This is a genomic window from Streptomyces sp. HPF1205 (assembly GCF_020400825.1).
Lineage (GTDB): Bacteria > Actinomycetota > Actinomycetes > Streptomycetales > Streptomycetaceae > Actinacidiphila.
Genome location: NZ_JAINVH010000006.1, coordinates 15,413 through 27,847, shown reverse-complemented (window position 1 = coordinate 27,847; position 12,435 = coordinate 15,413). Strand labels below are relative to the sequence as shown.

Genomic DNA, 12,435 nt, shown 5'->3' with positions numbered 1-12,435 from the left:
CGGCGTCAGGCGGAATGCGAGGCGGACTTCAGACGGGAGAGGCGGGCGTCGACCTCGGCCTCGTCGGCGAACGGGTCCAGGGACTCGAAGCGGCCGTCGAGCGCCGAGGGGGCGAGCTGCTCGGTGCCGGAGGCGCGCGCCTCCTCGCGGCGGACCTTGTCCTCGAACCGGCCGAGGTCGCCGGTGGGGTCGAGCAGGTCGACCGCGCGGATCGCGTCGGCCTTGGGGGCGTGGCCCGGCACACCGCGCGAGCGGGTGACCAACTCGTCGCGGCGGTTCTGGAGTTGGGTGAGGCGGAACCTCATCCGGTCCAGGCCCGTCTTGAGCCTGTCGGCCGTGCCGGTCCGCACCGCGATGACCGGCTCGGCCTCGATGGCGTCGTGCTCGCACTGCAGTTCGCGGCTCAGGGCGAAGCGCGCCAGGGTGTCGAACCGCCCGGCCTCGGCAGCCTGACCCGCGCGCCGCAGGGCGTCCGCCCGGCGACTGGCCGTCCGCGCCTTGACGCCCCATTCCGCGGCCGCAGCCAGGTCCTCGGCACGGTCCTGCTCCAGCATCCGCCGGTCGTGGATCGCGGCCTCCAGCGCCTCGTCGGCCTCGCGGATCGTGTCGCTGTACACCCGGATCAGCTCGTCGGCCATCTTGTACGGGTCCTCGGCCTGGTCGAGCACCCCCTCGACGTCCGCCCGGCCGAGCCGGGACACCCGGCCGAGGATCATCTGCTTGCTCATACGGACTCCTGATGCGTCTTCCGGTTCCGGTACGTCTGGGGCCGCGGGCGCGGGTGCCGCCCCTGGCACGGCCGCGGGCGCGGGGCCGGCCGCTCGTACGCGTACGGGCGCGCCCGCCGCTCACCGCTGATGACCACCGCCTCCGCCCATCCGGTCGCGTGTCCGGCCGCCGCCGAAGCTCCCCGGGGCGCCGTAGCCGTCGAACCCGCCCAGCCCGCCCGAGTCGCCGCCGAACCCGCCGAACCCGGCGGAGCCGCCGAATCCACCCGAACCGCCCGAGCCGGCACGACCGCCACGGGTGCCGCCCCCGCCGGGGACGCCGCCGAGCAGGATCCCGCCGAGGACGGCGCCGTCCATCCCCTCGTCCGCCCGTCTGCCCGCCGCCTCGCCGGTGAATCCCGCGCGGCCGGTGGTTCCCGGGGCCCCGTAGCCGGCCAGGTCGTCCAGGGCGAGGAGCTGGGCGTCGCGGGCGAGACGGTCCGCGGCGGCGGCGTGCTCACGGGCGGCGGCCGGGTCGGCGGCGGCGAGCGCCTCGGCCCGCAGCAGGAGGCGTTCGGACTCGCTGAGCCGGGTACGGGCCCGGCAGCCGATGCCGCCCCGGTGCGCGGTGACCACGTCCCGGGCCGCCGCGACCTCGCTCGACGCGGTGAGCAGCGCCCAGCCGAGCAGGGTCGGGGCGCGCCGCACCGCCACCCCCGCCTCGCCGGGGCCGGCCGGCGCCTCCTCCTCCATCCCCACCGCCGCCTCGGTGACGCTGCGCAGGGCGCCCAGCGGGTCGTACCGCCCGGCCGCGGCCTGCTCCCCCACCTCTTGCGGTGCCTGTCCCGCCGCCTCCCGCAGCGCCTCCTCGGCCGCCCGCAGCTCGCGCTCGCGCCGCAGGACCGAGTCGGCCAGCGCCGCGGCCTGGACCAGGCCGCCCTCGGCGGCACGCAGGAAGGCCGCGGCCCGGCCGCGGTCGGTGCGCAGGGCCGCGTGCGCCCGGTCCAGGCAGGACCGGGCGAAGTCCAGGCGGTCCCGGGCCTCGGCCGGGTGGCCGGTGAGCGGGCCGAGCGCGGCCGGCGCGTACCGGGCGGCCAGGGTGGCCAGTGCCTGCCCGGCCGCGGCGACACGGCCGGGCAGCGCGACGGCCCGGGCCTCGGCCAGTTCCAAGACGTCCCCGGCGCCGGCCTCCAGGGCGCGCATCCGGTCGAAGGCCTCCGACTCCGCGTCCAGCCGCCGGTTGGCCTGGGTGCAGCGGGACAGGATCTCGTCCAGCATCTGACGGCGCGTCCCGTCGTCCTCCGGGAAGGCGTCGTCGAGCCCCTGCCGCAGCCGGAAGGCGGCGGTCAGCTCGCTCGCGGCGTACTCCACCGCCTCCGCGAAGGGCGCCGCGGCGGTCCCGCCGCACTGCGCCGCCGCCAGGCCGACGTCCTCCCGGCTGGTGCGCACCGCGTCGTCGGTCTCCACCAGCAGCAGCCGGGCCTGCGAGTCCAGCTCCGGCAAGGGGGTGACCGGCAGGGCCCGTCCGGCGCCCCGGCCCCGCCCGTACCGGCGGCCGGCGGGCACCCGGGCGGCGGCGGATCCCGCCTCCGTACGGCGTCTGCGCCAGGCGTACGAGCCCACGCCCGCGGCGGCGAGTACGGCGACGACGGGGATCCACAGGTCGGCGGAGCCGTTCGAGGTGGCGGAGGCGCGGCCGGGGTCGGGGACGCCCGGGACGACGTCCGGCGGCTGGACCGGCTTGCCGTCGAGCACGGCGGCGTACCCGTCCGCGGCCCCGATGGCGGCACCGGCCCAGTCGTTCTCCCGCAGGGCGGGCTCGACGGCGATGTCGCTCACCTCGGCGATCTGGGTCTGGGTCAGACCCGCGTCCTGGTCGGCGGAGACCGCCCAGCGGCGGTCGTGGGTCGCCACGGCCAGCAGGACGTCCCTGCGGCCCAGGCCGCTGCGCACGGCGGTGGCGTTCGCCCAGTCCTGCGGGCTGCGCCCGGCGAACCCGCTCACGTACGCCACGAAGAGCTGCAGGTGGTGGTGGGCGTACAGGGCGTCGAGGGCGGCACGCACCTGGGGGGCGCGGTCGCCCAGGGCGCCCACCTGGTCGGTGACGCGGCCCGTGCGGGTGAGCGCCACGGGGTCGGGCCCGCCGCCGCCCGCCTGCGGCTGCGCGGCGCACATTCCGAGAGCGGCGAGGACGGCGAACACCGCGGGGACCGCCCGGTGTGTCCTTCCCACGTGCCGCCTCCGCTTTTCCAGGGCTTCGAGGAATTCGAGGGTTTCGACGGTTTCGAGGGTGCCCTTTTCCGGAGCGTAAGCAGGGTTCGCGCGCGGCGCGAGCGGAGTGGGGCCCGGCCGCCACCCGCCTGCCCGCCCGGGGCCCGCGCCCGACCCGGACGTGCCCCACGCCCGCCCCGCATCCGCGCGGACGAGTGCGTCGTCCCGGCCGGCGGCGCCGTCGAGCCCGTCCGAGGGGGGGCCGGCCGCACGAAGCGCCCCGAATGGCCGAGACGGCGGTGTGCTCGTGCCCGCGCTCTCCCTGGCCGGAGCACCCGGCTCGGCCCGGATCACCGGTCCCGGCGCCACGCGCCCGACCCGCCAGGCCGGCCGCGTCACCGCCCGCGAGCCGGCCGGATCCGCTCTCGTGCCCGCCTTCGTGCGGGAACGGGCGAACGGTCCCCCACGTGGCGGGCGTCCTCGGCCGCGAGCTCGATCGGGTCATGGGCGTGCCGCGGGCATGAGGCGGGCGCGACCCGTGGTGGGGTGGCCGACGGCCGCGGCAGGGTGCCGGGATCGAGCGCCGGCGGCCGGTTCGGTGCCGGGACGGCCGGGCGGTGGTGCAAGGGGTCCGCATGGCGGTCGGGGGAGGGTGGTCCGGCGGTCCGGGCGGCGGTCCAGGGCGTCCGTGCGGCGGCCTGGGGCGTCCGTGGCGTCCGTGCGGCGGCCCGCGTGACGGTCCGCGTGGCCGTCAGAACATGCTGAGCAGGTCGTCCACCGAGGGCCCGGCCTTGGCGGACTGGCCGCCGCGCAGAGCGAGTTCGAACCAGACGGTCTTGCCGCGGTGGGTGCGGCGGCTGCCCCAGGACTGGCTGAGCATGGCCACGAGCTGCAGGCCGCGGCCGCCCTCGTCGGTGTCGCGGGCGCGGCGGCGGCGCGGCTGGAGCAGGGCGCTGTCCCAGACCTCGCACACCAGGGTGCGGTCGAGCAGCAGGCGCAGCCGGATGTCGCCGTAGCCGTGCCGCAGCGCGTTGGTGACCAGCTCGCTGACCAGGAGTTCCGTGGTGTCGACCAGGCTGTCCAGGCCCCAGGCCAGCAGTTGGCCGCGGGCCAGTTCGCGGGCCTTGGCGACCGAGGTGGGCTGGGGTTCCAGGGTCCAGTCGCCGATCTTCTCGTCGGTCAGGCCCCGTATGCGGGCCATCAGCAGGGCGATGTCGTCCTCGCCGTGGGCGGTGTCGAGGGTGGCCAGGACGTGGTCGCAGACGTCCTCAAGGGGGCGGTCGGGGCCGGCCAGGGAGGCGCGGAAGGCGTCCAGGCCCTCGTCCAGCGGGTGGCTGCGGGACTCGACCAGGCCGTCGGTGTAGAGGGCCAGCAGGGCGCCGTCGGTGAGCTGGACCTCGATCTCCTCGAAGGGCTCGCCGCCGACGCCCAGGGGGACGCCGCGGGGCAGTTCCAGCAGGAGCGGCGTCTCGCCGGGTTCGACCACGACCGGCGGGAGGTGGCCGGCGTTGGCGATGGTGCAGCGGCGGGTCACGGCGTCGTACACCGCGTACACGCATGTGGCGAGGTAGACCTCGGACAGGTCGTCGCCGGCGTCCTTGGCCGCGCGGCGGGTGCGGCCGGGCGCGCCGAGGCCGCCGACGACCTCGTCGAGCGCGCCCAGCACCTCGGCGGGTTCGAGGTCGAGCATGGCCAGCGTGCGCACCGCCGTGCGCAGTTCGCCCATGGCGACGGCGGCCCGCAGGCCGCGGCCCATCACGTCGCCGACCACGAGGGCGGTGCGGTGGCCGGGCAGTTCGATGACGTCGAACCAGTCGCCGCCGACCTCGGTCTCCATGCTGCCGGGCAGGTAGCGGCACGCGATGTCCAGGCCGGCCGCCTCGGGGTCGTCGGGCGGCAGCAGGCTGCGCTGGAGTATCAGGGCGCGCTCGTGCTCGCGACGGTACAGGCGGGCGTTGTCGATGAAGACGGCGGCGCGCGCGGCGAGTTCCTCGGCGAGCATCCGGTCCCGCTCGACGAACGGCTCGCTGCCCTTGGCCCGGGAGAACTGCACGAGGCCCAGTACGGTGTCGCGGGCGACCATCGGCACCACGAGGGTGGACTGCACCAGGGTGCCGGCCAGGTCCGTGTCGAGGCTGTCGCTGTCGAGGACCTGCGGCTGGGCGGTGCGCAGCGCGCGGGCGCCGGCCGAGCTGAAGCGGTAGCGGTGGACCGCGCCGACCTTCACCGGGCCGTCCGCGGGCGACACGTCGTCGTCGCCGGCCATCGCCACGGGCGCGTCGGACACCGCGCTGGCGAACGCCACCCGGCGCACCTGGCCGCTGCCGTCGGTGGTCGCGGTCAGGTCCTCCTCGCCCGACAGCAGCGCCTGGTAGAGGTCGACGGAGGCCAGGTCGCAGAAGTGCGGTACGGCGACGTCGAGCAGTTCCCTGGCGGTGGTCTCCAGGTCCAGCGAGGTGCCGATACGGGAGCCGGCCTCGTTGAGCAGCTGCAGGTTGCGGCGGGCGTGCGCGGCCTCGCGCTCGGCGCGCTGGCGGCCGGTGACGTCCATGGCCAGGCCGGCGACCCCGATCGGCCGCCCGGCGCCGCTGTGCAGCCGGTACAGCGACATCGACCAGCGGCGCCGGGCCGGGTCGCCGGGGACGGTGCCGATCAGGGGCATGTCCAGGACGGGTTCGCCGGTCTCCATCACCTGGCGCAGCGCGGCGCTGAGCCGGTCGGCCTCCACCCGGGACAGGAAGTCGTGCGGGCCGCGGCCGCGGTGCTGCTCGGCGGGCCGGCCGAAGACGGTGGCGAACCGGTCGTTGACCCGGATCAGCCGCAGCTCGGTGTCGAACAGCACGAAGCCCATCGGGGACTGCCCGAACACCGCCTGGGAGGCAGCCAGGTCCGTCTCGATCTGCCGGAGCGTGGCGACGTCGACGGCGATGCACAGGGCGCCCTGGTCGGCGGGCATCACGTACACCTCGGCCAAGCCGTGCGTGCCGGCGGCGTCGTGATACGGCACCAGGCCGGTCCACTCGCTCCCGCCGAGGATGTCGCGCAGCCGCTCGTGGCCGCGTTCCTGCACGTCCGGCGGGGCGAAGGCGGTCACCGGGTCCTGGCCGAGCGCCTTCTCGGCGGGGACGCCGAAGAACTCGGCGGCGCGGCGGCTCCACTGGTCGATGCGGCCCTCGCTGTCCAGCGAGAAGGAGGCGACGCGTATGTAGTCGTAGAGGGAGCCGGGCGGGCTCGACTGCCACACCGGGGCGCGCCTGTTCGCCTCCGCGTCGTCCTCGGACGCGGACCCGGGCGGAACCGCCCCCGCTGGCATGTCGCTCACCTTGCCCGACCCCTCCAGCTCAGCACACATGGACCGGTTGGAGCCGAGTATTCAGCATGAAGACCGTCCAGCACACGGTCTTGTCGATCACAGCATCATCTCGGCTCCCGGGGTGCGGGGACCTTCCCCCGGCCACCACGGGCACCCCGTCGCTCCCGCCCCTTCGGCATACCCTGCCGGGCACGGTCGAACCATCGTCCGGTGGGAGGCGGCCGGGTGGGCGCGCGCTCCCGGCGGCAGGGGGCGCGCGGCCGGGTGCCGGCACCGCGCCCGGGCGGGCCGTGGGCCGGGAGCGGCGGTCACAGGGGCAGTTCGAACCAGACGGTCTTGCCCAGCGGCCCGTGGCGGGTCCCCCACCGGCGTGAGGCGCGGGCCACCAGTTGCAGGCCGCGGCCGCCCTCGTCCTCCTCGCCCGCGACCCGTTCGCGCGGCGGGTCGGGCAGCGGGTCGGAGACCTCCACGAGCAGGGAGCTGCCGCGCACCATCCGTACGCCGATGGGTCCGTGGGCGTACCGCAGCGAGTTGGTGACCAGCTCGCTGACCAGCAGCATGGTGATGTCGCGCAGGGGCTCCAGGTCCCAGGTGCGCAAGGTGTGGGCGACGCTGCGGCGGGCCAGCCGGACCGAGCCGGCCTCGGCGGGGAACGTCCAGTGCGCGGTGGACCCGGCGGGCAGTCCGCCCAAGCGGGCCATCAGCAGTGCCACGTCGTCGGGTTCGCGGCCGGGTTCCACCATGGCCAGCAGTTCGTCGCAGGCGTCCTCCAGCGAGTCGACCCCGCGGGACAGGGTCCGGCACATCCGGTCCATGCCGGTGCCGATGTCGCCCAGCCGGGACTCGACCAGCCCGTCGGTGTAGAGGACCAGCACCGCTCCGTCCTCGATGTCGAGTTCCACGCTCTCGAACCGCACCCCGCCCACCCCGAGCGGCACCCCGCTGGGCAGCTCGACCGGTTCGGCGCGGCAGCCGCCGGGGCCGCCGCGGCCCTCGACCAGCACCGGCGGCAGGTGCCCGGCCCGGGCCAGGGCGCAGCGGCGGGTCGAGGGGTCGTACACCGCGTAGACGGCGGTGGCCATCCAGCCCTCGGCCTGGCTCTGGGCGAGGTCGTCGCCGAGGTCGTTGACGCGGCGCAGGAGTTCGTCGGGCGGCATGTCGAGTCCCGCGAGGGTGCGCACGGCGGTGCGCAGCCGGCCCATCGTGGCCGCGGCCCGCAGCCCGTGGCCCATCACGTCGCCGACCACGAACGCGATCCGGCCACCGGCCAGCGGGATGACGTCGAACCAGTCGCCGCCGACCGCGGCGCCGCTGCTGCCGGGCAGGTACCGGAAGGCGACCTCGACGCCGGGCATGCCGGGCAGCGTCTGCGGCAGCAGGCTGCGCTGGAGCATGAGGGCACCCTCGCGCTCGCGTACGTACAGCCGCGCGTTGTCCAGCGCGGCGCCGCCGCGGTCGGCGACCTCCGTGCCCAGCGCCAGGTCGTCGCCGTCGAACGGCTCGCGCGGGTCGGCCCGGGCGACCGCCAGCAGCCCGAGCACCACACCGCGCGCCCGCAGCGGCACCACCAGCATCGATGTCACGCCGAGTTCCAGCGCGGCGCGGACCCTCGGGTCGTCGGGGTACGTGGCCTCCCGCAGCTCCCGCTCGGAGGAGAGCACCCGCGGCCGGCCGGCGGCCAGCACGCCGGCGAACACGGACCCGACCGTGAAGTCGACGGGCTGCCCGGCCCTCAGCATCCGCTCGACCGCCGGGGTCCACCGCACCGCCGCGGCCCCCGCCAGGCGCATCGGGGTGTGCTCGCCGTACGAGCCGGTGGGCAGGTCGCCGCCCTCGGCCACGCCGGCGTGCAGGATCACTCCCGCGTAGTCGCCGAACGCCGGGACCAGGGCGCCGGCCAGTGTCTCCGCGGCGCGGCGCACGTCGAGCACGCCGGCGACGCGCGAGCCGAGGTCGTTGAGCAGCGCCAGCCGCTGCCGGGCGCGCTCGGCCCGCCCGGCGGCCTCCACCCGTTCCGTGACGTCGATGACGGTGGCGCTGATGCCCAGCACCCGCCCGGCCCGGTCCACCAGCCGGTGGTACGACAGCGAGCGGTGGCCGCGGCCGTGCGGTCCGCGGGTCTCCAGGTCGACGACCGGCCGCCCGGTGGCCAGGACGTCCCGCTGCAGCGGGGCGACCCGCTCGGCCGTCTCCGGGTCGAGCACGTCGGCGACGGTACGGCCCAGGTGCTCGCCGACCGTCTTGCCGTTCATCGCGGCGAGAGCGGGGTTGACCCGGACGTAGCGCAGCTCGGTGTCGAAGATCGCGACGCCCAGCGGGGAGGAGTCGAAGAGCGAGTCCAGCGCGGCCAGGTCGTGCTCCAGGGTCCGCAGCCGGCTGGTCTCCACCATCGAGGCCAGTACGAAGGGGCGGCCGTCCCCGTCGACCAGCAGGCTGGCCCTGGCCTCCACCTGGACGGTGTACCCGTCGCGGTGGCGCGGCGACACGATCCCCTGCCAGCGGCCCGTCCTCAGCAGCTCGGCGAGGATCTCGCCGCCCTCCTCCGGCGCTCCGAGCAGCCCCCCGACGCGGCGGCCCACGATGTGCTCGCCCGACCACCCCAGCACGTCCTCCGCCAGGGGGCTCCACAGCAGTACCCGCCCCGAGGTGTCGAGCATCACGACGGCGAGGCGCAACGTGTCCAGCAGCGCCCCGGTCGGCGTCGGCCGCGCCTGCCCCTCCCCCGCTCTCGCCTCCCCCGCCGGATCACCGCTTCCACTCATCCCCTGCACATCCCTGACCGGGTTCCGGGCCCCTTTGTTCACCCTTACCCGGTTTGCCGCCCTTCTCCCCTGTCGTACCGGCCGGACGGCGGGATACGCGGGCGACGGGAAGGGCGGGCGGAGGGCCTTGCGGGAGGGCGGGCGCCCGGACAGGGAAGAGGCCGGGCCGGAAGGCGGACCCCCGGCCGTGAAGGCCCCGCGGAGACGGGGAAGCGCGCGCTCAGCCGCGCAGGTGGCGCACCGCCCACCCGACGGCCGGCCGGTCCGGTTCCAGCCAGTCGAGGACGAGGGCCTCCTCCGGGCCGAGCCAGCGCACCACGTCGTGGTCCTGCAGCGGACGCGGTTCGCCGGCGAGGAGTTCGGCGGTCCAGACGTGCAGCACCCGCCCGCCCGGGAGCGCCCATTCGCCCGGGATCCGCAGGCGGGGGCGGACGGTCACGCCGAGCTCCTCCCGCAACTCGCGCACCAGCGCGGTGGGCGCGGACTCGCCCGGCTCCACCTTGCCGCCGGGCAGTTCCCAGCGCCCGGCGAGGGCGGCGGGCGCGGTGCGGCGCGCGGCCAGCAGCCGTCCGCCGCCGATCAGCGCACCGCCGACCACCAGCCCCGTCCCCACCGCGCCCACCCCGGCCCCCGTACCCGTGCCCGTCCCCGTCCTCACGTCGTCACGCCCTCATGTCTGCGCCTGCGCACCCCGCGGCGCCCGCTCGATCACGTACATCTTCCGCCGCTCCCGGTCCAGCACGTCCGCGACCCGCTCGGCCTCGGCCCTGGTCGCGTAACGCCCCACCCGGTAGCGATTCTCTGCGTCGTCGTCCTGGCGTATCAACAGCCAGACCAGCTCCGACGTCACGACGTCCCCTCCAGCGCGCTCAGCCGCGCCACGTTGTCCCGGTCCTCCGCGTCCGCGCTGGGCTCGCCCGCGAACCAGGCGTCCAGGATCTCCCCCAGCACCGGCCCGGAGGTGGCGCGCAGGCTGAGTGCCAGCGCGTTCGCGTCGTTCCACTTGCGGGCGCCGTCCGCGGTGTAGGCGTCGGCGCACAGCGCGGCACGCACCCCGGGCACCTTGTTGGCCGCGATGGACGCGCCCGTACCCGTCCAGCAGCAGACGACCGCCTGGTCCGCGGCCCCCTCGGCCACGGCCCGCGCCGCCGCCCCGGCACTCCAGGCCCAGTCGGCCCTGTCACCCGGGCGCAGGGCCCCGAAGGTGAGGACGGTGTGCCCGCGGCGCCGCAGGTCGTCGACGACTTGACGGGCGACCGGTTCGTCCATGTCCGAGGAAACGGCGATGCGCATATGCCCGACCCTACGCCCGAGGTTCACCGCGCGGGTACGCGATGACACGAAGAGGTACGGTTCCGGCCACCCGTGCGACCAGAAGCCGATCGGCCGTCCGGGACCGCCCGGCCGGCCCCCGCCGCCTATCGGGGGCCGGCGCCTATCGGGGGCCGGCGCCTATCGGGGGCCGCCGCGGCCTACCGCCGTCGGCGTATTCCGGACACCGCCGGGGCGCCGGACGCCGCCGACGCACGGGGCGCGACAAGGATCACCGCACGGGCAGGTGGTACACCGCCCGGTACCGCTCCGCCGGGATCACCACGTCGGCCGTCTCCACCGGGCGGCCGCTGGCGAAGTAGGTCCGCCGGATCTCGATGACGAGGTGTCCCGGCACTCCGCCGAGCGCCGCCGTCTCCTCGGCGAGCCCGGGCCGCGCCCCGACCTCCTCGGCCATGTGGTCCACGACGACGTCGATCGCCGCCATCCTGGGCACCACGCCCTGCCCGGCGACCGGCCCCTCCTCGGGCAGCATCACCGGGGTGCGGGCGGTGATGGCCAGCGGCTCCCAGGAGGTGGACAGCATCGACGGCTCGCCCTCGGTGCGGAAGAGGTAGCGAGTGCGCATGACGCGGTCGCCGGGCTCGATGCCGAGCCGCTCGGCGACGTCCGCCGAGGCCACGTCCTGCACGCTGCGGGACTCCCACGTGCCCTTGCTGCCCTCGTCGGCCTGCTCCTGCCGGTACGGCGAGGACAGGCCGGTCGGCCGGTAGCCGCTGCGGATGATGCGCCGGCGCCGCGGCCGCTCGCGCACGTACGTCCCAGAACCCGACCTGCCCTCGACGTAGCCCTCGGCCATCAGGACCTTGCGGGCTTCCAGCGCGACCGTGTCGGAGACGCCGTACTCCGCCCGGATCCTCGCCTGTGACGGCAGCCGCGCGTGCGGCGGCAAGGTGCCGTCGAGGATCTTCTGCCGCAGGTCACCGGCCACGCGAAGGTAGGCGGGCTGCTCACCGAAGGCCACGTGCCCCTCCCAGGGGTTGACTGTCAGCGACAGCTTCGCAACCCTGGGTACCCGTCCGCAAGCTCCCCCCCGAGCGTCACCCTCCGCGCGGCGCCCGGGGGGCGGGTGTCAGACGCCGACGCCCGAGGAGTCGTGGCCCCCCTTCACCGATCCGGTGAGCTTGCCCGAGGCGCCGCCGAAGAAGCAGGTCACGTCGCGGTCGCCGCGGTCCCAGCCCGCCTTGGGCGGCAGGTAGTAGTAGACGTCGACGCCGTCCGGCACCTCGTCGCCGTCGAGGTAGTCGTGCGCGTACGAGGCGCACTTGCTGTCGGCGAGCCGCGAGATCCGGTCGACGCCGGGGTAGCCGGAGCCGAAGTCGGAGCCGACGGTGAACACCGCGTAGGTCTCGGCGTCGTGGTCGTCGCCGCAGGGCACCACGTCGACGGTGGTCGAACGGGCGCCCCCGCCCGCGTAGTCGGACAGCGAGTGGTCGACGGTGTTGAAGCAGTCGCCCACCGCGAGGTCCCGCACCCGCGTGTTGCCGTCGTCGAAGACGCCCATCACCCCGAGCGTGACGATCAGCGCGAGGACCGCCGTGCCCAGCGAGTTGAGCACGACGCCCGCGACGGCCAGCCCCCGGCCGCGCTGCGGGCGCCGCTTGACCTGCCGCAGACCCACGACGCCGAGGACGATGCCCAGCAGCGGTATGCAGGTGAAGGACATGATGAGGGAGGCGATGGCGAACCCGTTGGTGGTCCGCTCGGCGGCGTACCAGCCCTGCGGCGCTCCGGGGTGGGGCGGCGGGTAGCCGTAACCGGGGTAGCCGCCCTGCCCGTAAGGGGGTTGCTGCCCGTAAGGGCCCTGCGGGTAGCCCTGGTACGGGGGCGGGGGCGGGGGGCCGCCGTACGCGGCCGGGGTCTCGTACGCCGAGGGCGCGGCGTACGGCGACGGGGCGGGCGCAGGCGGCGGGGGCGGAGGCGGCGGTCCGAACGGAGCCGGCCCGGGTGGCGGGGCGTCCTCGGGGGACGGCGGCGGAGGCGGCGGCGGTATGTCCACCGCAGGAGTTTACGATCCCGCGGTCCGCGGCCAGGAAGGCGCCCACCAGGGCGTCCGGGCGCCCCGGCCCTGCCCCGGGGGCGGCCGGGCGCAACTCGTCCCGCCGGGGAC

9 protein-coding genes are annotated in these 12,435 nt (G+C 76.1%); all 9 read right to left on the bottom strand.

Going from position 1 to position 12,435, the window contains the following annotated elements:
• Window positions 1-5: 5 nt before the first annotated feature.
• Window positions 6-728: a PspA/IM30 family protein gene (locus tag K7G61_RS08790; protein ID WP_225846136.1), complete on the bottom strand. Its 723-nt coding sequence runs from the start codon at window positions 726-728 to the stop codon at window positions 6-8.
• Between the two features lie 120 nt (window positions 729-848).
• Complete coding sequence (locus K7G61_RS08785) at window positions 849-2,939, bottom strand: TPM domain-containing protein (protein ID WP_225846135.1); 2,091 nt, start codon at window positions 2,937-2,939, stop codon at window positions 849-851.
• 730 nt (window positions 2,940-3,669) lie between these two features.
• A complete protein-coding gene (locus tag K7G61_RS08780) occupies window positions 3,670-6,231 on the bottom strand; it encodes a SpoIIE family protein phosphatase (protein WP_225846134.1) in 2,562 nt (853 codons plus the stop codon).
• Between the two features lie 308 nt (window positions 6,232-6,539).
• The gene (locus K7G61_RS08775) at window positions 6,540-8,993 is read right to left on the bottom strand and encodes a SpoIIE family protein phosphatase (protein WP_225846133.1); all 2,454 of its coding nucleotides are present in this window, start codon (window positions 8,991-8,993) and stop codon (window positions 6,540-6,542) included.
• A gap of 220 nt (window positions 8,994-9,213) precedes the next feature.
• On the bottom strand, window positions 9,214-9,651 hold the full coding sequence (locus K7G61_RS08770) for a (deoxy)nucleoside triphosphate pyrophosphohydrolase (RefSeq protein ID WP_308190610.1): 438 nt from the start codon (window positions 9,649-9,651) through the stop codon (window positions 9,214-9,216).
• A 12-nt stretch (window positions 9,652-9,663) separates the two neighbouring features.
• A complete protein-coding gene (locus K7G61_RS08765; RefSeq protein WP_225846132.1) occupies window positions 9,664-9,843 on the bottom strand; it encodes an SPOR domain-containing protein in 180 nt (59 codons plus the stop codon).
• A complete protein-coding gene (locus K7G61_RS08760) occupies window positions 9,840-10,286 on the bottom strand; it encodes an RpiB/LacA/LacB family sugar-phosphate isomerase (protein WP_225846131.1) in 447 nt (148 codons plus the stop codon). The genes K7G61_RS08765 and K7G61_RS08760 overlap by 4 nt, the downstream gene beginning before the upstream one ends.
• Before the next feature lie 250 nt (window positions 10,287-10,536).
• Window positions 10,537-11,289: a GntR family transcriptional regulator gene (locus tag K7G61_RS08755; protein ID WP_225846130.1), complete on the bottom strand. Its 753-nt coding sequence runs from the start codon at window positions 11,287-11,289 to the stop codon at window positions 10,537-10,539.
• A gap of 108 nt (window positions 11,290-11,397) precedes the next feature.
• Complete coding sequence (locus K7G61_RS36905; RefSeq protein WP_225846129.1) at window positions 11,398-12,324, bottom strand: DUF4190 domain-containing protein; 927 nt, start codon at window positions 12,322-12,324, stop codon at window positions 11,398-11,400.
• Between the last annotated feature and the right edge of the window lie 111 nt (window positions 12,325-12,435).